Origin of the sequence: Amycolatopsis sp. lyj-90 (assembly GCF_046549035.1) — a bacterium.
Classification (GTDB): Bacteria; Actinomycetota; Actinomycetes; order Mycobacteriales; family Pseudonocardiaceae; genus Amycolatopsis.
The window spans coordinates 171,834-192,605 of the sequence record NZ_JAJPWP010000010.1 but is presented as its reverse complement, the minus strand read 5'-3'; the positions used below and the strand labels follow the sequence as shown (position 1 = coordinate 192,605).

20 protein-coding genes are annotated in these 20,772 nt (G+C 69.2%); 8 read left to right on the top strand and 12 right to left on the bottom strand.

Going from position 1 to position 20,772, the window contains the following annotated elements; all coding sequences use genetic code 11:
• Positions 1–28: 28 nt before the first annotated feature.
• On the top strand, positions 29–889 hold the full coding sequence (gene ubiA, locus ACLJPX_RS33980) for a 4-hydroxybenzoate octaprenyltransferase (protein ID WP_410604469.1): 861 nt from the start codon (positions 29–31) through the stop codon (positions 887–889).
• Between the two features lie 42 nt (positions 890–931).
• Here ubiA and ACLJPX_RS33975 read toward each other — a convergent pair whose 3' ends face one another.
• Positions 932–1,594, bottom strand: coding sequence for an HAD family hydrolase (locus tag ACLJPX_RS33975; protein WP_410604468.1), 663 nt, complete (start codon positions 1,592–1,594; stop codon positions 932–934).
• Between the two features lie 143 nt (positions 1,595–1,737).
• On the opposite strand from ACLJPX_RS33975, the gene ACLJPX_RS33970 reads away from it, so the two are divergent.
• Entirely contained in the window at positions 1,738–3,633 is a 1,896-nt protein-coding gene (locus ACLJPX_RS33970) for an N-acetylmuramoyl-L-alanine amidase (protein WP_410604467.1), read from the top strand.
• Positions 3,634–3,677: 44 nt separating this feature from the next.
• On the opposite strand, the gene ACLJPX_RS33965 is transcribed toward ACLJPX_RS33970, so the two are convergent.
• Positions 3,678–5,066: a glycosyltransferase gene (locus ACLJPX_RS33965; protein WP_410604466.1), complete on the bottom strand. Its 1,389-nt coding sequence runs from the start codon at positions 5,064–5,066 to the stop codon at positions 3,678–3,680.
• A complete protein-coding gene (gene xrtP / locus ACLJPX_RS33960; protein WP_410604465.1) occupies positions 5,066–5,563 on the bottom strand; it encodes an exosortase P in 498 nt (165 codons plus the stop codon). Before xrtP ends, ACLJPX_RS33965 begins: the two co-directional genes overlap by 1 nt.
• 425 nt (positions 5,564–5,988) lie before the next feature.
• On the opposite strand from xrtP, the gene ACLJPX_RS33955 reads away from it, so the two are divergent.
• The 3 genes from ACLJPX_RS33955 to wecB all read left to right on the top strand — a co-directional run bounded on the left by ACLJPX_RS33955 (position 5,989) and on the right by wecB (position 8,225).
• A complete protein-coding gene (locus tag ACLJPX_RS33955) occupies positions 5,989–6,765 on the top strand; it encodes a choice-of-anchor P family protein (RefSeq protein ID WP_410604464.1) in 777 nt (258 codons plus the stop codon).
• A gap of 21 nt (positions 6,766–6,786) precedes the next feature.
• On the top strand, positions 6,787–6,966 hold the full coding sequence (locus ACLJPX_RS33950; protein WP_044855691.1) for an LPXTG cell wall anchor domain-containing protein: 180 nt from the start codon (positions 6,787–6,789) through the stop codon (positions 6,964–6,966).
• Between the two features lie 107 nt (positions 6,967–7,073).
• On the top strand, positions 7,074–8,225 hold the full coding sequence (gene wecB / locus ACLJPX_RS33945) for a non-hydrolyzing UDP-N-acetylglucosamine 2-epimerase (protein WP_410604612.1): 1,152 nt from the start codon (positions 7,074–7,076) through the stop codon (positions 8,223–8,225).
• Here wecB and tsaD read toward each other — a convergent pair.
• From tsaD to tsaB, 3 genes are read right to left on the bottom strand one after another with little or no spacing between them, the layout of a single operon-like run.
• Positions 8,222–9,268 (bottom strand): tRNA (adenosine(37)-N6)-threonylcarbamoyltransferase complex transferase subunit TsaD, encoded by a 1,047-nt coding sequence (gene tsaD, locus ACLJPX_RS33940; protein WP_410604463.1) that lies wholly within the window; start codon positions 9,266–9,268, stop codon positions 8,222–8,224. The genes wecB and tsaD overlap by 4 nt on opposite strands.
• Positions 9,268–9,747 (bottom strand): ribosomal protein S18-alanine N-acetyltransferase, encoded by a 480-nt coding sequence (rimI, locus tag ACLJPX_RS33935; RefSeq protein ID WP_101612215.1) that lies wholly within the window; start codon positions 9,745–9,747, stop codon positions 9,268–9,270. Before rimI ends, tsaD begins: the two co-directional genes overlap by 1 nt.
• A complete protein-coding gene (gene tsaB / locus ACLJPX_RS33930; RefSeq protein WP_101612214.1) occupies positions 9,744–10,409 on the bottom strand; it encodes a tRNA (adenosine(37)-N6)-threonylcarbamoyltransferase complex dimerization subunit type 1 TsaB in 666 nt (221 codons plus the stop codon). The genes rimI and tsaB overlap by 4 nt, the downstream gene beginning before the upstream one ends.
• Before the next feature lie 344 nt (positions 10,410–10,753).
• Here tsaB and ACLJPX_RS33925 point away from each other — a divergent pair, with 344 nt between their 5' ends.
• The 3 genes from ACLJPX_RS33925 to ACLJPX_RS33915 all read left to right on the top strand — a co-directional run bounded on the left by ACLJPX_RS33925 (position 10,754) and on the right by ACLJPX_RS33915 (position 14,464).
• A complete protein-coding gene (locus tag ACLJPX_RS33925) occupies positions 10,754–12,175 on the top strand; it encodes an acyl-CoA synthetase (RefSeq protein WP_410604462.1) in 1,422 nt (473 codons plus the stop codon).
• A complete protein-coding gene (locus ACLJPX_RS33920; RefSeq protein WP_410604461.1) occupies positions 12,172–13,503 on the top strand; it encodes a carboxyl transferase domain-containing protein in 1,332 nt (443 codons plus the stop codon). The genes ACLJPX_RS33925 and ACLJPX_RS33920 overlap by 4 nt, the downstream gene beginning before the upstream one ends.
• A 673-nt stretch (positions 13,504–14,176) precedes the next feature.
• Positions 14,177–14,464: a hypothetical protein gene (locus tag ACLJPX_RS33915; protein ID WP_102906591.1), complete on the top strand. Its 288-nt coding sequence runs from the start codon at positions 14,177–14,179 to the stop codon at positions 14,462–14,464.
• A gap of 121 nt (positions 14,465–14,585) precedes the next feature.
• Here ACLJPX_RS33915 and tsaE read toward each other — a convergent pair whose 3' ends face one another.
• Genes tsaE through ACLJPX_RS33885 form a run of 6 tightly spaced genes read right to left on the bottom strand, consistent with a single transcriptional unit; the run spans position 14,586 to position 20,641 of the window.
• Positions 14,586–15,050, bottom strand: coding sequence for a tRNA (adenosine(37)-N6)-threonylcarbamoyltransferase complex ATPase subunit type 1 TsaE (tsaE, locus tag ACLJPX_RS33910; RefSeq protein WP_168214489.1), 465 nt, complete (start codon positions 15,048–15,050; stop codon positions 14,586–14,588).
• Positions 15,050–16,147, bottom strand: a complete 1,098-nt coding sequence (locus tag ACLJPX_RS33905; protein ID WP_410604460.1) for an alpha/beta fold hydrolase — start codon at positions 16,145–16,147, stop codon at positions 15,050–15,052. Before ACLJPX_RS33905 ends, tsaE begins: the two co-directional genes overlap by 1 nt.
• Positions 16,144–17,283, bottom strand: coding sequence for an alanine racemase (gene alr / locus ACLJPX_RS33900; RefSeq protein ID WP_410604459.1), 1,140 nt, complete (start codon positions 17,281–17,283; stop codon positions 16,144–16,146). The genes ACLJPX_RS33905 and alr overlap by 4 nt, the downstream gene beginning before the upstream one ends.
• A gap of 29 nt (positions 17,284–17,312) precedes the next feature.
• Positions 17,313–18,404: an ABC transporter ATP-binding protein gene (locus tag ACLJPX_RS33895; RefSeq protein WP_101612209.1), complete on the bottom strand. Its 1,092-nt coding sequence runs from the start codon at positions 18,402–18,404 to the stop codon at positions 17,313–17,315.
• 4 nt (positions 18,405–18,408) lie between these two features.
• On the bottom strand, positions 18,409–19,836 hold the full coding sequence (xylB, locus tag ACLJPX_RS33890) for a xylulokinase (protein ID WP_410604458.1): 1,428 nt from the start codon (positions 19,834–19,836) through the stop codon (positions 18,409–18,411).
• Positions 19,826–20,641, bottom strand: a complete 816-nt coding sequence (locus ACLJPX_RS33885) for a DeoR/GlpR family DNA-binding transcription regulator (protein WP_410604457.1) — start codon at positions 20,639–20,641, stop codon at positions 19,826–19,828. Before ACLJPX_RS33885 ends, xylB begins: the two co-directional genes overlap by 11 nt.
• Positions 20,642–20,772: the final 131 nt, after the last annotated feature.

Sequence of the window (20,772 nt, the reverse complement as noted above, 5' to 3'; positions counted from 1 at the left end):
ACTAGCTTGTGACCGGGCTGGAGGGACGATGTCGCTGCTCCTCGCACGGAACAAGCTCCCGGTGTACCTGCGCCTGATGCGGGCGGACAAGCCGATCGGCGCGCTACTGCTCCTGTGGCCGACGTTGTGGGCGCTGTGGATCGCCGGTCCGCCGTCGCCGTGGATCCTCGCCGCCTTCGTGGCCGGGGTGTGGCTGATGCGCGCGGCGGGCTGCGTGGTGAACGACTACGCGGACCGCGGAGTCGACGGTCACGTCGAGCGCACCGCGAACCGCCCGCTGCCCAGCGGTGCCGCGACGGGGAAAGAGGCGCGTTACCTGTTCGGCGTCCTGGTGCTGCTTTCCTTCCTGGTGGCCATGACGCTCGATCTCTTGACCGTCTCGCTTTCGGTGGTGGCTCTGGCGCTGGCGTGCGCGTACCCCTTCGCGAAGCGCTACACGCATCTGCCGCAGGTGGTACTGGGAGCGGCGTTCGGATGGTCGATCCCGATGGCTTTCGCCGCCACGGAGGGATCCCTGCCGCCGGTTTGCTGGCTTTTGTTCCTCGCCAACCTGTTGTGGGTGGTCGCGTACGACACGCAGTACGCCGCCGTCGACCGGGACGACGACCTGAAGATCGGCGTGAAGTCCACGGCGATCCTGTTCGGCCGTCACGACAGGCTGGCCATCGGTGTTCTGCAGGGCGCGATGCTGGTGCTCATGGTGACGGTCGGCCGGGTGAGCTCGCTCGGCTGGAAGTTCCATCTGGCCGTCGTGGTCGCGGGCGCGCTGTTCGTCCACCAGCAGAAGTTGACCGCCCGTCGCGAGCGCGACGGCTACTTCCGGGCGTTCATGAACAACAACCAGGTCGGGATGGTGCTCTTCCTGGGCCTGCTGGCGGATCGCGTTTAGCCCGCTGAAGTCGCTCGCCCGTCCCCGCCGTCCGGATCGCGATCAGCCCGCTGAACGCAAGTCCGCCAGGTCGCTCACCAGGGCGTCGGGGTCGACGGAGGCGAGGGCCGCGCGCTTCTTGGGCGTGACCGCCAGGGCGACTGAAGCGACGCCCGCGGCGCGAGCGGCGAGGACGTCCGCGGCGGAGTCGCCGATCATCACGCACTGCCCGGGCGAAGCACCGAGAGCGCGCATCGCGGCCTCGATCAGTGTCGGGTTCGGCTTCAGTTGTCCCGGGTCGCTCGTGCTCCTCGCACTGATCCGGCGAACGTGCTCAGCGAGCTCGTACAACGTGAGGAACGACCGGATCGCGTCGACGGAGTTGTTGCTGACGATCGTCACCGTGAAGCCCTGCGCGACCCACTCGCGGATCGTCTCCTGCGCGCCCGGCGCGGGCGCGATCAGCGAGACGGCCTCCCCCTCCAGGCGGCTGAGCTGCCGCTCGACGACGTGCGCGGTGTTCGGACCGCATGACCACGCGTACTTCAGCACGTCGAACGGATCGGCGGTGGCACGCACGTCTGCGGGCAGATCAGGTCCGACGAGGCTTTTGAGCCGATCAGCCACCTCCCGCGCCGGCAGTTCGGCGAACACGTCGCACACCGGCCCGTCGAAATCGAGGAAGACATGGTCCTTCTCCTGCAGAAGCTCCTTCACCCCGGTCATGCCCCCACCTTGCCACCGGATCGCGTTTAGCCCGCTGAACGCAAGTCTTGGACAGACCTTACGGACGGGGCGGGTTTCTGGTTAGGTTCCGACCATTGGGGTCGGTCCTGTACAGCAGACCTAGACACTGGGGGTACACGCCCATGCCGCGTCCCTTCCGTCCCGCTGCCCTCGAACCGCTCCGGCGCCGGTCCAAACGGACCGCCGGACTCGCGGTCCTCACCCTCGCAGCCGGACTCCTCGCCGCCATCCCCGCCGACGCCGCCCCAGCGGATCAGCAGCGTCAGCGGGACTTCGCGGCCGCCGCGCGGGAGTTCGGCATCCCCGAACACGTCCTGCTCGGCGTCTCCTTCCTGGAATCCCGCTGGGACTTCAACGCCGGCACCCCGAGCACGTCCGCCGGCTACGGCCCGATGCACCTGACCGACCTGCGCGAAGCGGGCGCCGGCACGCATCACGACGAAGGCGGGGAGGACCCGCGCGGCGACGACGCCCGCCAGGCGAAACTCCCGGCGACACCGGCGCCGAAGCCTCCCCCACCCGGCCTCCAGACCATCGACGAGGCGTCCGCGCTGATCGGCCAAGACGTCGCGACGCTGCGTACGAACACCACGCAGAACATCCGCGGTGGCGCCGCTCTTCTGGCGAAGTACCAACGCGAAGCGGGTGACTGGTACGACGCCGTCGCGCGCTACAGCGGCGCGAAGGACAAAGCGGGAGCGCAGTCCTTCGCCGACGAAGTCTTCGACACCATCTCCAAGGGCGTCAGCCGCAAGACCGACGACGGCCAGAGTGTCGCTCTCGCCGCGACGCCGACGAGCGCGCCGCGCGCGCAGGCCGACGTCTCGAAGGCGGAGTGCCCGAAGAAGCTCTCGTGCCTTTCGGTGCCGGCGCCGTACCAGGAGTTGCCGAACAACGACTACGGCAACCACGACAAGGCGGATCGGCCGAAGAGCCAGAAGGTCGAATACATCATCATCCACGACACCGAGGGTTACTGGGACACGGCGATGGACCTCGTCACCGACCCGACGTACGTGAGCTGGCACTACACGATCCGCTCCGCCGACGGCCAGATCGCACAGCACGTGCCGACCAAGGACGTCGCCTGGCACGCGGGCAACTGGTACGTCAACGCGAAGTCCGTCGGCATCGAGCACGAGGGCTTCGCCGCGAAGGGCACTTGGTACACGGAGGCGATGTACCGCACCTCCGCGAAGCTCGTCGGCTACCTCGCGCGGAAGTACGACGTCCCGCTCGACCGCGCGCACATCCTCGGCCACGACAACGTCCCGGGCACGATCCCCTCGACCATCAAGGGCATGCACTGGGATCCGGGCCCGTACTGGGACTGGTCGCACTACTTCGACCTGATGGGCGCTCCCCTGTCCGGCTTCGGGCGTCCCGGTTCGCCGCTGGTGACCATCACGCCGGACTTCGCGACGAACCAGCCCGCGTTCACCGGCTGCGAGACCGCCGGAAAGCCTTGCCCGGCAAGGGGTTCCGGTTCTGTCGTGCTGCGTAGCGAGCCGAACGACGCGGCGCCGCTGCTCAAGGACATCGGCCTGCGCCCGGACGGTTCGGCGAGCACGATGGCCGTCTCCGACATCGGCAGCCGGGCGGAGACCGGCCAGCGCTACGTCGTCGCCGAGCGGCGTGACGGCTGGACGGCGATCTGGTACCTCGGCCAGAAGGGCTGGTTCCGCGACGCGCGCACGACGAGCCCGGCGTTCGGTCTGGTCGTCACCCCGAAGCCCGGACTGGAGACCGTGCCGGTGTTCGGGCGCGCGTACCCCGAGCCTGAGGCCTACCCGGCGAACGTGCCGGCGCAGCAGGTCGTCCCGCTGCCGTACACCTTCTCGGCGGGGCAGCGGTACTCGGTCGGCAACGTGCTCGGCTCCGAGTACTACTGGGCGACGACGTTCGATCCGGCCAACCACGTGGTCGTCAAGGGCAAGACGCGGTACGTGCAGATCCAGTTCGGACATCGCGTCGCCTTCGTGAAGGCGGACGACGTCCGGATCCTGCCCGCCTTCTGACCACCTGACCCGGATCGCGTTCAGCCAGCTGAACGCGATCCGGGTCAGGAGTCGAGCGCGACCTTGACCCCGGGAGCGTGCTCGGTGTTCCGCCGCGTCTTCGACCAGCCGTTCCGGCGGCGCACCAGGCGGAACAGCGCCCGCCACGACGTGATGTAGAACGTGTAGATGTACAGCGCGTAGGCGAAGCCCATCCCGATCCCGCGCAGGACATTGCGGCTCTTCAGGCATTTGAACTGGTAGATCGGGCCCCACACGATGAACGGCAGCAGCCCGAACGAGCCGTAGATCGCGAACAGGATCCAAGCGCCGTCGTCGGCGAACCAGGTCCACACCTGCGCCGGATCCCCCGCGGTGGTGAAGAGCAGCAGGATGAACGGGATCGGGTACAGCAGCGAGCCGAGCAACTGCATCCACGGCTGCGCGAGGTAGTACATCATCTCCGCCGCGCCCAGCGTGCTCACGTGCGGCGAATCCCAGATCCGCCGCAGGTACCGCGAACACTGCATCGTGCCCTGGCCCCAGCGCGTGCGCTGCACCAGGAATCGCCGGAGGCTGTACAGCCCTTCCTGTTTCACATGGGAATCCGGCGTGTAGCCGGTCCGCCAGCCCGCGGTCAGCAGGTGCACGCCGAGTTCGAAATCCTCCAGCAGCGAACCACGCCAGGGCTGTCCGTCCGGCCCCGCGATCGAGTCCAATGCGGACAGTCGGGTGAACTGACCGTTGCCGCCCATGGAGATCGTACCGGTGAACCCGCGCGAGGTCTGGATCGCCGCGATGGCCGTGCGGAACTCGAGATCCTGCATCTGGGCCAGCTTCAGCCCGAAGGCGCGCGAGAACCAGTTCCTCCCCGGCGGCCGGGTGTCGGCGTTGCCCATCCAGACGTCGAGTTGCACGGCGCCGATCGTCTCGTCGCCGAACAGGTGGTCCGCGGCGCACACTTCGAGGCAGTTCTCCGCCGGGCGGCCGTCCGCGTCGACCACCACGACGACCACGTCCTCCCGGCTCGCGTCCGGGCCCATCCAGTCGTTGAGCGCCTGGTAGGCGGCGTTGAGCGCGTCGCCCTTGCCCGTCCTCGCCTCCGGACGGCGCCGGGGAACCAGGTGCAGGTAAGGGTCGTAGCCGCCGTTGCGCCGCCAGATCGACTTGACCACCCGGGCCGTGCGGTCCTCGGAGTCGTCGTCGACGACCCAGACGTGCGCGTGCCGGAACGTCGAACGCAGGTACTGCACCGTTTCGCGGATGACGCTCTGTTCGTCCCGGCACGGAACGAAGAAGTGCCAGGTGAAATCGGCGACGTCACCGACGGGTGCGGGCTTGCGCCGCAGGTACGGCACGACGATCACGACCACGTACACGATGAACGCCACGCTCATGGTGAGCGCGAACGCCTGGGTGATCGCGAGCAGGATCTTGAGCGAGCCGCCGCCCATCAGACGGCCCCGCGCTCGGCACGGGACTTGCGGGTGCCCAGCCAGACGAAGAGCACGAGGGCGACCGCGCCGCCGAGGACGCTCACCATCGAACCGAGCAAAGTGTGACCCCAGTAATAACCTTCGTCCACGCCGAGCCAGTTCACGAGTCCGACGATCGCCAAAACCCTCATCTGATTGACAAGAATCACCGCGATCGCCGAAATGGCCAGCGACACGAACAGTCTCTTCGCATTTCGCGGACGGAAATACAACATGACGGCGGTCACCAGTAAGAGTGGTAGCAACATGAATGCCGAAGAGCATTCCGGCGTCATTCTTAACCCGAGTGGAGTATCGCCCGACAACCCAAAGTAGACCGTCTCGCGCTCACCCGCGACAAAGACACCCGATGTGGTGATGACCCTCAGTATCAGCCCGGAGAGTTGCACCTCGAACACGCGGTAGACGCGTTCGGCCAGCACCAGACCTGCCGCGACGGCGATGACCGCCAGCACGGCGACACGCAGTGGGAACCGACTGGAACTGGGCAAAGGAGCGCTCGCGACGGCCACGGTGACCCTCTCAGGAAAGACGCTGCGGACGATGGGATTCGACGAAGCGGACAGGCACCTCGCTGACGAGGTTAAGCGAGCGCTAACCGGTCCTTTCGCCCGGGGTTCGCAATTCCAGTGCGATCATGGGGCCTTTCGGCACGATCGTGGACTAACTGACTAGGCCGAACGAGTGATGCTCTCCGCGACCTGCGGATAATGGCATCGAAACCACCTGATCCGGTGATCCTGGATTTTTTCTGTGCAATTTAAGAAACACTCGGCGATAGACGATCCGCGAGCCGAATCAGGCCACCCGGGATTCGTCCGCAACGGTCACGCCCATGCGACGACCGGAGAAAACCCCACGAATCAATTCGGAGGACCAGTTGAAGAACACGCACCTCTTGCGACGAGGCGGATTGCTCGCCGCTGTGGTGGTGAGCGTTGCCCTCGCCGGCGCGGTACCCGCCTCGGCGGCCCCCGGTGACGGCTCCGCGTATGGCGTCAAGGTCGATGTATCGCTCCTCGGCCTCGACGCGGTGAAGGCCGGGCCGCTCGCCGAAGCGAAGACCTCGGGGCCGACCACCAACAGCCTCGCGACGGTCAACCTCGCCGGTGTGCTGACCGCGGGCGCGATCAACACCGAGGCCAAACGCGACGACAACTCCGGCGCGGTGACGGCCAAGGCCAGCACTGCCGATGTCGGGCTGCCGCTGCTCAAGGCAGCCCTCGGCAACGTCGGCGTCAAGGCCGTCGAAGCCACCTGCACCGCCACCCAGAAGGGTGTGCAGGGCGCGACCAGCCTGGTCGCCCCGAACCTCGGCAGTGTGGGCGCCGTCGACACGACGCCGGCACCGAACACCCAGATCAAGGTCGCTCTCGGCCTCGTCAACGTCGCGACGATCACCCTCAACGAGCAGATCAAGAACGCCGACGGCAGCCTGACCGTCAACGCGATCCACGTGAAGCTGCTGGGCGGCGTCGTCGGGGCTCTCGGCTCCGGTGACGTGATCGTCTCGTCGGCCACCTGTGGCCCGGCCGGCCTGCCCGTGCCGCTCGCTTCGGGCGCGGGGCTGTGGATCGGTCTCGGTCTGCTCGGTGCCATCGCCGTTCCGGTCGGTATCCGCGTCGTCCGCAACCGGCGTCCGGCGACCACCGCCTGACCTGGGTGAAGTGAGGTCCAGATGTACAAGTTGCCTGGCGCCGGAGTCGGCGTCGCCGGTGGTGGGGTGGGTGCCCTCGCCGCCACCGGGGCCGACGTCGGCTGGTGGCTGGCCGTCGGCGTGATCCTGCTGGTTCTCGGAACCATCGCGGTCATCGCCGGCTACCGCCGCACGAAACGGCTCGGCAAGGTGGGGAGCTGATCGCTCCCTTCGGCAGGACCGGCCGCCGGCGTGGGCCCTTCGCACGCCGGCGGCCGCCACCGGAGTTTTCCGGGACACTCGAAATCGTGGACGAGGAGCGCGAACGCGTGGATGTGATGTTGCTGGCCGGGACCCGGCCGGAGGCGGTCAAGATCGCGCCGCTGGCACTGGCGCTGGCGGAGCACCCGCACCTCCGGCCCTTCGTGGTCCACAGTGGACAGCACCAGGGCATGGTCGAGCAGGCGCTGATCCCGTTCGGCCTGCCCGTCGATGCCTGGCTCGACACCCCACCACGGACCACGGGCACGCAGGCCGAACTCGTTTCCGGACTGCTCCCCGCGCTCGACGCGATGCTGCGACGGGTCGCGCCGTCGGCGGTCGTCGTGCAGGGTGACACGACGACGGGGCTGGCGGGCGCGCTCGCCGCGTTCTGGCTGGGCATCCCGGTCGTGCATCTCGAAGCGGGACTGCGCACGCACGACCTCGCCGCGCCGTTCCCCGAAGAGGGCACGCGGCAGATGATCTCGCGCATCGCCGCCCTGCACCTCGCGCCGACCCCGGGTGCCGCGGCCGCACTGCGCACGGAGGGTGTTCCGCGCCAACGGATCGCCGTCACCGGCAATACCGTCGTCGACGCCGTGATCGCGATCGCCGAACGGGATCTCCCGGCGAGGGACACCGCGCTCGCGTTGCTGGAGATGGAGATCGCCGAGGCGAACGAACGCCTCGTGCTCGTGACGTCGCACCGGCGTGAGTCCTGGGGTGAGCCGCTGAGCCGGACGCTCGCCGCCATCGAACTGATCGTCGCCGAGCACGCCGACGTCCAGGTGCTGTTCCCGGTGCACCCCAATCCGGCCGTGCGAGAGCAGGTCTTGACCGCGCTCGGCGGGACACCACGGGTGACGATCACCGAGCCGCTCGAGTATCCCGATCTCGTGCGCGCGCTGCGGCTGGCCGAACTCGTCCTGACCGATTCCGGTGGTATCCAAGAAGAAGCGCCGACCTTCGGCACACCCGTCCTCGTACTCCGTGAGGTCACCGAACGGCGCGAGGCGATCGAGGCGGGCTGCGCCTGGCTGGTCGGGACGGACACCGCCCTCATCGCCGACACCGCCGCGAAGATCCTGCGCGGCGATCTGCATCCGACGCACACCGGAAACCCTTACGGCGACGGCAATGCCGCCGCTTTGACGGTGGCCGCGCTGGAGGAACTGCTCAACCTCGCCCCGGCGCCGCGCACCGCCGCCGAATTGCGCTAGATCGAGACGATCTGGACCGGCAGCGCCGGATTCGCGGAGAAGTCGAGCGATGCCCGCGGACGTCCGGCGGCGACCACGTGCGCGCCGAGCGCGGCGATCATCGCGCCGTTGTCGGTGCACAGGCGCGGCCGCGGGACTCGCAGCGTGATACCGGCCTCCGCGCACCGTTCGGCTGCGAGTTCGGACAACCGTGAATTCGCCGCCACACCACCGGAAATCACCAGCGTGTCCACGCCGTGTTCCTTGGCCGCGCGGATCGCCTTCCTGGTGAGAACGTCGGCGACGGCCTCCTGGAACGACGCGGCGACGTCGTCGACAGGGATCTCCTCGCCGCGGCGCTCGGCGCCCTCGACCCACCGTGCGACGGCGGTTTTCAAGCCGGAGAAGGAAAAGTCGAACTTGGCGTCGCGCGGCCCGGTCATCCCGCGCGGGAAAGCGATGGCCTTGCCGTCACCGTTTTTGGCCGCTTTGTCGATGGGCGGGCCGCCGGGGTAGGGCAGGCCGAGGACGCGGGCGACCTTGTCGTAGGCCTCGCCCGCCGCGTCGTCCACAGTGGACCCGAGTTCGGTGATCTCGGACGCGATGTCGTCCACCAGAAGCAATTGCGTGTGCCCGCCGGAGACGAGCAGGGCGAGACAGCGCTCGGGGAGCGGTCCGTGCTGGAGGGTGTCGACGGCGATGTGCCCGGCGAGATGGTTGACGCCGTAGAGCGGGATGTCCAGTGCCGCGGCGTAAGCCTTGGCCGCGGCGACGCCGACCAGGAGCGCGCCGGCGAGGCCGGGTCCGGCGGTGACCGCGATGGCGTCCACATCGGACAGTTTCAGCCCGGCCTTCGCGAAGGCTCGCTCGACTGTGGGGACCATCGCCTCCAGATGCGCGCGGCTGGCGACCTCGGGGACGACGCCGCCGAAGCGGGCGTGCTGATCGACGCTGGAGGCGACCTCGTCGGCGAGGAGCTCGACCGTGTTGTCGTCGTGCAGGCGGACGAGGCCGACGCCGGTCTCGTCGCACGAACTCTCGATGCCCATGATGATGCGTGGCATCAGCCCGCCACCTCGTCTCGGACCTGGGCCCGCGGGCGGGCCATCGTGTAGGCGTCGGCGCCGGAAGGCTGGTAGTAGCGCTTCCGGAGGCCGACGCGTTCGAAACCGTGTCGTTCGTAGAGCGTGATCGCCGCTTCGTTGTCGGTGCGGACCTCGAGGAACACCGGCGCGGCGAGCTCGTCCGCACGAACGAGGAGAGCCTTCAGCAGCGTGGTGCCGATCCCGTTGCGCTGCCAGCCCGGGTCGACGCCGATCGTGTGGATGCTCGTCTCGTAGTCGCCGCGGCGGCCGACGACGGCGAGCCCGGCGTAGCCGATGACCTCGTCGCTTTCGTCCGGGCGCGCGACGAGATAGTGACCGCCGGCGTCGAGTTCCGCGTGGAAGGCGTAGGCGCTCCACGGTGAATCGCCGGGGAAGAGAATTTTCTCTATCTCGACACAGCGGGGAATATCCTTGCGGCGTAAGGGTTCCAGCCTCACGGCGTGGTCACCTTCTTGCGCGCGGCCGGTTCGACGGCGTCCGGGCGACGGAGATAGAGCGGGGTGAGCGGGGCGGGGTCGCTTCCGTTTTGGAGTGCCTCACGAGCGGCCTTGACCAGCCCTGCGGGTGACGGGAAGCGCGGCTCGATCGGCTGGACGCCGAGGGCGTCCGCGTAGAGGAGGGCGCCGTCGCCCGCCGCGACCTTGATGGCGGTCTCGAGCTCGGCCGGTCGCTGGACGTGCGGACCGTCGGTGCGGGAACCGTCGGCGGCGTACGCGGCCCAGTAGACCTCGCGCCGCCTCGCGTCGGTGAGGACGAGGAAGGGCGCTTCGCCGGGGGCGACGTCGGCGGCGATCGCGTCGAGGCTGCAGACCGGGTGGGCCGGGATGCCGAGGGCGTGGGCGAGCGACGCGGCGGTCGCCATGCCGGCGCGAAGGCCGGTGAAGGGGCCTGGGCCGACGCCGCAGACGATGGCGTCGAGGTCGCGAAGCGTGACGCCCGCGGCCTTGACCGCTTCGAGGGCGTGGGGCGTGATCAGCTCGCCGTGTGCGCGCGGGTCGACCGTCACGCGGTCGCCGCGGGATTCGAGCGTGTCGCCGTCCAGGGCGACGAGGCCCGCGGTGACCGCCGGGGTCGAGGTGTCGATGGCCAGTACCAGCACGGTTACCCAGCCTACGACCAGCGCCCCGGAGTGCGTTTAGCGGCCTAAGTGCGATCCGGGACCGTGGCCGCTCCCCTGCCGTCAGATCGCGTTTAGCCCGCTAAACGCGCTCCTTCGCTCCAGCCCCGCGTCCCGGCGCCGGATCGCGATTAGGGGGCGAAAGTCGCTCCCGCCGGGCCGCCCGCCGACCTCGGCCCAGATCGCGATTAGGGGGCTAAACGCACGTCGGCGGCAGGAGGGAGCAGGGGTGTGAACCAGGTCGCAGGGGTGAAGGCGGGCGGAACGGTACGGTTCGGCGAGGGCCCTCGCGCCCCGCCTGGCGGAGTCGAGCAGGAGGTCACACGGTGCCCGATCGGTTGTTCCCCACGCTGGCGAGCGGCTCCGACAAGGAGGCCCTCCGTTTCGGCGGCACCTCCCTGACCTACGCCGAGGTCGCGGCCGTCGCCGGCACCCTCGCCCGCGACCTCCCGAGCGGCCGCGTCGCCGTCTGGGCGACACCGACCGTGCACACCAGCGTCGCCGTGATCGCCGCGCTGCTCGCCGGCGTCCCCGCCATCCCGCTCAACCCGAAGATCGGCGAGCGCGAACTCGCGCACATCCTCGCCGACAGCGAGCCCGTCCTCGTCCTCGCCGAACCGGGCGCCGACCTGCCCGCCGGCCTCCACGACCTGCCACGCCGCGACATCCCCCTCGAAGGCGCGCCCGTCGATCTCCCCGCGGAACCGGACGCCGAAGCCCCGGCGCTGATCGTCTACACCTCCGGCACCACCGGCCCGCCCAAGGGTGTCGTCCTCCCCCGCCGCGCGATCTCGACCACCCTCGACGCCCTCGAAGACGCCTGGGAGTGGACCGGCGACGACGTGCTGGTCCACGGCCTCCCGCTGTTCCACGTCCACGGCCTGATCCTCGGCATCCTCGGACCGCTCCGGCGCGGCGGCTCGGTCCGGCATCTCGGCCGTTTCTCCACCGAGGGCGCCGCACGCGAACTCGCGACCGGAGCGACGATGATGTTCGGCGTCCCGACCATGTACCACCGCATCGCGGGCGAAGTCGGCGACAACCCGTCACTCGCCGAGGCTCTCAGCGGTGCCCGGCTGCTCGTCTCCGGATCGGCAGCGCTGCCCGTCCACGACCACCAGCGCATCACCGCGGCGACCGGCCAGCGCGTGATCGAGCGCTACGGGATGACCGAGACCCTCATGAACACCAGCGTTCGCGCCGACGGCGAGCGTGTCCCCGGCACCGTCGGCGTCCCGCTGGGCGGCGTCGAGCTGCGACTCGTGGACGAGGCGGGAAGGCCCGTCGAGGAGATCGAGACCGTCGGCGAAATCCAGGTCCGCGGGCCGAACCTGTTCACCGAGTACCTCAACCGCCCCGACGCCACCGAAGCCGCCTTCGACAACGGCTGGTTCCGGACCGGCGACATGGCGACCCGCGACGCGGCCGGCTACGTGAAGATCGTCGGCCGGAAGGCCACGGACCTGATCAAAAGCGGTGGCTACAAGATCGGCGCGGGCGAAATCGAGAACGCGCTCATGGAACATCCCGGTGTCGCGGAGGTCGCGGTGACCGGTGAGCCCGATGACGATCTGGGCGAGCGCATCGTGGCCTGGGTAGTGCCTGACGGAGAACGCCCGACGGAGTCGGAACTCGCCGACCACGTCTCGCGCCTGCTGTCGCCGCACAAACGGCCTCGCGTGGTCCGCTACCTGGAGGCGTTGCCGCGCAACGACATGGGCAAGGTCCTGAAGCGAGCGCTCGGATGAGCAGGGCTTCGGCGCGGTCCGTCATCAAGGAGATCGCGACCGGTTTCGAAGATCTGGACGTTCCGCGTTCCGACGAGCCGGAAGACGGGCCGATCGGCTGGCCGGGGTACCGCGCGGCACGTGAAGCCGCCGCGGAGCGATCGGGCGAAGACGAGTCGGTCGTCTGCGGAACCGCCAAGATCGGCGAAGTCGAGGCGGTCGTGGTCGCCTTCGAATTCGGTTTCCTGGGCGGGTCGATCGGTCAGCGGACTGGTGATCGCGTCGAGGCGGCGTTCGCGCGGGCGATGGAGTCCCGGTTGCCGGTGGTTTCGCTGATCGCGACTGGCGGCAGCCGGATGCAGCACGGGATGCGCGCGCTTTCGCAGTTGCAGCGCATCGCGCGGGCGGCGGCCGGAGCCCGGTCGGTGCCGCAGATCTCGGTGCTGCGCGATCCGACCACGGGCGGCGGCTGGGCGACACTCGGTGCGAGCGCCGACGTCATTCTCGCGTTGCCCGGGGCCCAGGTCGGTTTCGCCGGTTCCCGGGTTCGGCCGCCTGACGCGCCCGCGGAGGCGTACACGGCCGAAGCGAAGCTCGCGTGGGGCCAGGTCGACAGGATCGTGCAGCCCGCCGACCTTCCCGCGGTGCTGGAACGGTGGGTGCGCTTGCTGACTTCGCCGACGACTGAAGCCGCTGAGCCTCCCGGCGCGCTCGGGTCGGCGGGACTGCCCGACAGCGGGTGGGCTGCGGTTCAGGCGGCACGCTCCGCTGATCGGCCACGGGCGGCCGAGTACCTCGACGCGTACTTCGACTGGCGCGAGGACGTCTCGGGTGACAGGTGCGGCGGAGTCGACTCCGGCGTCTTGTGCGGCTTCGGCCGACGAGACGGCCGGACGATCGCGTACGCGGCGCAGTGCGGGACGGCGACGCTGCCCGCGGGCTTCCGCACGGCCGCGCGGCTGGTGCGGCTCGCGTCGAGGCTCGGGATCCCGGTACTCACGCTGGTCGACACCCCCGGTGCGGCGAACGACGCGGCGGCCGAGCGGGCCGGGGCCGGGGCTGCGATCGCGGAACTGTTCGAGGCGGTCGCGAGCGCGGCTGTGCCGATCACGACGCTGGTGATCGGCGAAGGCGGATCGGGTGGCGCGCTCGCGTTCGCGGCACCGGGATCGACCTGGGTGACGCCCAACGCGTACTTCTCGGTCACGACGCCCGAGGCGGCCGCGGCGATCCTCAAGCTGCCCGCCGACGACGTCCCCACTCTCGCGGACCGGCTGCGGCTACGTCCCCAAGACCTGGTCGACCTGGGAATCGCGCGTTCCGTGGTCGGCCCGGCGGAGCGCGTTTAGCGGGCTAAACGCGATCCGCGCGGGTGATTGAAAAATCATCGATACCTTCCGTGTCGACGTCCTTTGCGGCCTTTCGGCGCGGAATGGGAAGCGACAAACGGTCGGAGATCGGCGCTGAGCGGACGCGTTGCGCGAAGCATGACCATCTGCATGTGCGAATGCCGCTTTCGAATGTCCGTTACTGAACATTTCTCTCCGCGCCGATAACTGCAATCCACTCGATAGCGTGAATTCGGCACACTCTAGGTGTACTCAGCTCCCACCATCTCGCCAAGGTGCGTGTTACCCACGACCGCAACTACTCTTTCGAGTTACAGCAGCGAAATCCGATGACCCGGGGTGAAGTGCGCCGACCGCTCGGCGCAAGAAGCAGCAACCTTTCACCTACCGCCCCGTAGGTCCGGAAAGTTCGTCCACAATGGCTTGTGTTGCGGCTAGGCAACAGCCGAATGCCGCACAAAAAGGAAGCGGCTCCCCGGGCAAGGGGGAGCCGCTTTGCGGTTCAACAGCTCCATCAACCCGAATTAGTCCTATGGAGGCGTCAAACATGCCCAGCGTAGCGCCGTGTTCCGGCGGTATGCCAGAGGAGCCACCCCAGTCGCAGGCGATGACCCCGGATACGAACCAGGATCACCGCGGCGGGTGTCACCCGGCAGAAGTCACTCTCGACGAATTGCTCGATCTGGCGGGCGAACCGGTCGGCATGGTCACCGACCCCGCGTGCCGTCGAGTTCATCTGCGTCCCGCGGCCCAGTGGCCCGATTTCTGGCGAAGCACGTTCTTCGGCAGCAAGGAGAACGCCAGGCGTGTCCTGCTCTACTGGTTCGCCTTGATCGCCCCGCTTCTCGCGCTGGCTTTGGTCGCGACGCCCGCCGCGCAAACCGGCGTGCTCGGCCTGTGCGGATTGTGGTGGATTCACCATCGGCGCGGGCCGCGGGCTGAGCCGGCCCCCGCCGTCTAGGGAGGCAGGGTGCGCATGCCGCTGTGGCTACCAGCGGCATGCGCACCCTCAAGCCCGCTTGGGGCATGGAGGGGACGCTTCGCCGGGATGGCCCTGATGCGGCATCCGGGTGAGATCGCGTTTAGCCCGCTAAACGCAAGTCGGGCGTGCGGGACGCCCAGGTGCCGTGCGGCTCCAGGGTGACCACGCGGACATCGTCCTCGCGACGCTCCATGCGCACGACGAGGTAGTCGTCCGAAAGGCGCTCCGCCGCGCCCTCGCCCCATTCGACGACCAGGGCGGACCGCTCGAGCTCAGTGTCGAGGTCCAGGTCGTCCAGCTGCGAGAGATCCCCGCCGAGCCGGTACGCGTCGACGTGCACCAGAGCGACCCCGGCCTCGCCCGCCGGATGCACCCGAGCGATCACGAACGTCGGCGAGCTGACCCGTCCGCCGACGCCGAGACCGTCCGCGATCCCGCGGGTCAGCGTCGTCTTGCCCGCTCCGAGCGGTCCGGCGAGCAGCACCAGGTCGCCCGCGCGCAGTGAACGTCCGAGCGATCGCCCGAAGTCCATGGTCGACTCGGGAGTCGGGAAAGCGAAGTTCATCAGCGCTGCCACCACCAGGTTCGCCGGTCAGGATTTTCACCATCGGTGCCCGTGCACCGCTGCATCAAGTCGATCAGGTGACTGTTCACCAGTTCGGGTTGTTCCAGCTGCACCATGTGCCCCGCGCCGCGTACGCGCACCAGCTCCGCGTCCGGCAGCTCCGCCGCGATCCGCTCCGCGTGCGCGATCGGCGTGAACCGGTCGGAATCTCCGCCGATGACCAGCACGTGCGCGTGCTTCAACCCGGCGAGCGCGGCGTACCGGTTGTGGCTGCCGAGCGTGTCGACGAAGTTCACGAGCCCGCGCACCGGCGTCACTTCGAGCATTTCCAGCATGAAGTCGACGAGTCGCGGAGACACGTCCCGGCTGCCGAAAGCCAGCCTGCGCACGGCTTGCCGGGTCAGCTGCCCTCCGGCGGCGCGCACGAACTCGACGAGTCCGGGCTGCCAGCCCGCCAGCCCGCCGACGCCTCGCGTGAGCGGGTTGTACTTCGAAAGCAGCGATCGCGGCAGTCCCCGAGCACCGACTTCGCCCGCCGCGGTCGCGATGAACGCGACGCCGCCGACGCGGTCGTCGAACAGCTCGGGATGCTCCGCCGCGAGCTCCATGATCACCATGCCGCCCATCGAGTGCCCCATGAGCACGATGGGCCCCTCCGGCACCACCGAGCGCACGACCATGTCGAGGTCGCGCGCCAGCTGCTCGATGGTGCTGGTCTCGGCGGTCGCGGCGCCGGATTGCCCGTGCCCGCGATGGTCGTAATAGACCTGACGCACGCGCGGCAGCTTCAGTGACGCGAGGTCTCGCCGCTGGAAATGCCAGCAGCGCTTCGACAACGCGAAACCGTGCACGCCGACGACGGTCAGCTCCGGTTCGCCCCCATCAGCCGGATCGATCTCCTCGACCGCGAGCGGCGTTCCGTCCTCCGCCGCCACTGTCGATGTCCGGTCCGGTTCAAGATCCCCCAACGGCTCGTCCACGAACGGATCCTCATTCTGCCGCCGCTGCTGTGCGGCGACGGCGATCGCGGCGGCGGTGCCGGTGGCCACCGCCCCGACGCCGCCGACGATGGCCAGCAGTCGTCGTGAAGGTGTCACGAGCCTGCCTCCAGATACGTCCGGTGGATTCGCGGGCGATACATCGAAGTCACGATCTCGTAGTCGATCGTCCCCAGCTTGTCAGCCCATTCCCTGGCCGTGGGCTCACCAAACGTGCCCTGCCCGAAGAGGACCACTTCGCTACCGACTGCGGGTTCGTCGTCTCCGCAGTCGACGACCAGCTGGTCCATGCACACGCGTCCGACCACCGGACGACGGCGTCCGCCGAGCCAGACGTCCATCCGGCCGGACAGCGACCGCGGCACGCCGTCGGCGTATCCGACCGGGACCAGGGCGAGGGTGGTGTCGCGCCCGGCGGTCCAGGTGTGGCCGTAGGAAACCGATTCGCCGGACGCGATCCGCTTGGTGAGCACGACCGACGACTTGAAGGTCATCACGGGGCGCAGGTCCTCGGCGGCGGGGACCGGGTTCAGCCCGTAGATCGCGATCCCGGGGCGGACGAGGTCGAAGTGCAGGTCCGGCCTGGTCAGCACGGCGGCGGAGTTCGCGAGATGCCGCATCGGGTTCAGGCCCGCCGCGCGGGCGATGTCGTAGGCCTCGTCGAACCGCTTCGCCTGCGCGTCGACGGACGGGTGGCCGGGCTCGTCGGCGCAGGCGAGGTGCGACCAGATCGCGACGACGTCGATGAGCGGCTTCGCGGCCGCGGCCGCCTTGACCAGCGCCGGCCATTCCGCAGGTGGGCAGCCATTTCGGGAGAGGCCGGTGTCGATCTTGAGGTGCACCCGGCAGATCGCACTTAGCCCGCTAAAGTCGCGCGCCCGGCGCACGCCATCGGCAACGCGGGCGAGTTCGTCGAGGGAGCTGACGGAGACGTCGATGTCTTCGGCGACCGCGGGTGCGAAGTCGGCTTCAGGGGTGTCGAGCCAGCTGAAGAGCCGGGCGCCGATTCCGGCGCGGCGCAGCTTCAGGGCTTCGTCGAGGGAGCAGGTGCCGAGCCAAGTCGCTCCGCCCTCGACGGCGGCGCGCCCGGCCTCGACGGCTCCGTGGCCGTAGCCGTCGGCCTTGACCACGGCCATCGTCTGGGCCCCGGGGGCACGGGAAGCGAGCAGGGCGACGTTGTGCCGGATGGCGGACAGGTCGATGACGACCTCGGCACGAGGGAAACTGGCGGTCATAACGACCACCAGTTTCCCACGGACCCGGCTCAGGACAGGCGTGCCCCGGTGGTGGCGGAGAACACGTGCAGCTCGTCGGGGCGGACCCGCAGGTGCAGGGTGTCGCCCATCACCGGCGGCTTGCGCGGGTCGACCCGGGTGACGACGTTCGACTTCGTGCCTTCGGCGTCGGTCTCGGCCAGCTTGCCGTAGACGTACGCGTCCGAGCCGAGCTCCTCGACGAGGTCGACCTTGATCGGCAGCGTGCCGTCTTCGCTGGTGGTCACCTCGAGCGATTCCGGCCGGAAGCCGAGGGTGACGGTGTCACCGTCGGCCTTGGCGAGGATCTCGCGGGTCAGCGGCACTCGCGCACCACCGAGCTCGGCACCGTCTTCGGTGAGCTTCGCGGTGACGAGGTTCATCGCGGGCGAGCCGATGAACCCGGCGACGAAAGCGTTTGCGGGCTTGTCGTACAGCGCGCGGGGGGTGTCGCACTGCTGCAGGAGACCGTCCGAGAGCACCGCGACCCGGTCGCCCATCGTCATGGCCTCGACCTGGTCGTGCGTGACGTACACGGTGGTGACGCCGAGACGGCGCTGCAGGGCGGCGATCTGCGTACGCGTGGAGACACGCAGCTTCGCGTCGAGGTTCGACAGCGGCTCGTCCATCAGGAAGACCTGCGGCTCACGCACGATGGCGCGGCCCATCGCGACGCGCTGGCGCTGACCGCCGGAGAGCGCCTTCGGCTTGCGGTCGAGGTACTGCTCGATGTCGAGCAGCTTGGCCGCGTCGAGCACCTTCTGCTTGATCTCCGCGGCCGGACGGCCGGCGATCTTCAGCGCGAAGCCCATGTTCTGGCCGACGGTCATGTGCGGGTACAGCGCGTAGTTCTGGAACACCATCGCGATGTCGCGGGCACGCGGGGGCAGCTGGGTGACGTCGCGGTCTCCGATCCAGACGGCGCCTTCGTCGATGTCCTCGAGGCCGGCGAGCATCCGCAGGCTGGTGGACTTGCCACAGCCGGAAGGCCCGACCAGCACGAGGAATTCGCCGTCGGCGATCTCGAGTTCGAGTGCGTCCACGGCGGGCCGCTCGGAACCGGCGTAGCGCCGGGTCGCCTTGTCGTAGGTGATCGTGGCCATCGGTTCAGTCCTCTTTCGGTTTCGCGGAAATGCCGTGCCCGAGTTCGCGGGCCTCGAGATGCCGTTGCTGGATCCGGTGTCCCTCGGCGCGGTCCGCCTCGGTCGGTTCGAGCGGGGTGGTGCCGTGGTCTTCCTGCCAGCGGGGAGGTTCCGAGCTGGAAGCGAGGGCCCAGGCCGCCTGCCGCGCGGCACCGACCGCGACGTACTCGGCGACCTCGGGGATGACGACGGGCACGCCGAACACGATCGGCGCGACCGCGCGGACGGCGGCCGACTGCGCGCCACCGCCGATCAGCAGCACTCGACGGACTTCGAGGCCCTGCTCGCGAAGGGCGTCGAGACCGGCTGCGAGTCCGCACAGCATGCCTTCGACGGCGGCGCGGGCGAGGTTCTCGGACGACATGTTCGCGCGGGTCAGCCCGAAGAGCGTGCCCTTGGCGTCCGGGAGGTTCGGCGTCCGCTCACCGTCGAGGTAGGGCAGGAAGGTGAGGCCGCCGGAGCCCGGCGCGGCCGCGAGGGCCAGCGCGTCGAACTCCGCGAGTTCGACGCCGAGCATCGCGGACGTGGCGGTGAGCACGCGGGCGGCGTTGAGCGTGCAGGCGAGCGGCAGGAACCGGCCGGTGGCGTCGGCGAATCCGGCGACGATGCCGGACGGGTCGGCGCTAGCGGTCTCGGAGACACCGAAGACGGTGCCGCTGGTGCCCAGCGAGACCACGACGTCGCCGGGGACCAGTTCGAGGCCGAGCGCGGCGGCCATGTTGTCGCCTGTCCCCGCCGAGACCAGGATCCCGTCCGGGGTGTGGCCTGCGGCTTCGGCGGGACCGAGGACCTTGGGCAGTTCGGGCGTGCGGCCGCCGAAGGCGTGCGAGAGAAGGTCCTGGCGGTACTCGCCGGTGGCGGGTGAGAAGTACCCGGTGCCGGAGGCGTCGCCGCGGTCGGTGACCGGCTCGGCGCCTTCGCCCAGCAACCGCCAGGTCAGCCAGTCGTGCGGGAGCAGGACGCGGGCGACGCGATCGGCCAGCTCGGGCTCGTTCTCGGCCATCCACCGCAGCTTCGTGACGGTGAAGCTGGCCACCGGCAGTGAGCCGACGGACTTCGCCCAGTTCTCGGGACCGAGTTCGCGGCCGAGGTCTTCGGCGGCCTTGGCGGACCGGGTGTCGTTCCACAGCAACGCGGGCCGGACGACCTCGCCGTCTTCGTCGAGGGTGACCATGCCGTGCTGCTGACCGCCGATGCCGATGGCGGCGACGCCGTCGAGCAGGCCGTCCGTGGCCTCGCGGAACGCGTCCCACCACGCGGAGGGGGCGACTTCGGTGCCATCGGGGTGCGAAGCGCGGCCGGTGCGGACGATCTCGCCGGTTTCCGCGTCGCACACGACGACCTTCGTCGACTGGGTCGACGAGTCGATTCCGGCGACCAGGTCAGAACTCATATTCCGGGCCCTCCGGTGCGCATTCGACCTGCTCGATGGCCGTTCCGGCGAGCAGCGCCGCCTCGATCTCCTCGGTCGGCGCCTCTTCGTCGGTGATCAGGAGGTCGTAGTCGCCGATGTCGCCGTGCGCGAAGGTGGCGGTGCGGCCGAACTTGGAGTTGTCGACGACCAGGACGTTGTGGCTCGCGGTGCGCAGCGCGGCCTTCTTGAGCGCGGCGTAGTCCTGGACGGGGTGGAACAGACGGCCGACCGCGACCGCGGCGACGGAGACGAACGCGATGTCGGCGTGCGTGCGCTCGAGGAACGCGAGAACGTCCGGACCGGCGCACGAGTCGTACTCGTGGTGGTACCGGCCGCCGGCGAGCACGACCTCGACGCTCTTGACCGGGCCGAGGATGCGGGCGGCTTCGAGCGAGTTGGTGATGACGGTGAGGTCTTCGATCGCGCCGAGGCGGCGGACGAGCGGGAAGAGCGTCGTCGAATCGTCGACGAAGACCGTCTGGCCGGAGTGGACGTGTGCCGCGGCGGCCTCGCCCAGCGTGTCCTTCGTGGCCTGGTTGAAGGTGTCACGGAAACGGGCGGCCGACTCCATGGTGGTCGCCGGGTAGGCCTCGACCTTGCCGCGCAGTTTGCGGAGGAGGCGGCGCTCGGCGAGTTCGTCGAGGTCGCGGTGCATCGTCATCAGGCTGACGCCGAAGCGGGTGGTGAGATCGTCGATGCGGACTTCGCCGGTGGCGATGACGTGGTCGAGGATCTCCTGGCGCCGGTGCTCGACGGCGGCGTCCGAGGGCCTGGTCTTAGACATGGGCGACACCGTTCACGACCCGGACCATCACGGTCTCGGCGGGGTGGGTGTCGGCGCTCACACCTGCTTCTTACCAGATTATTCGCCGAGAGTTAACACGTAACTCGATAACTCTCGCATTTCCCCTCACG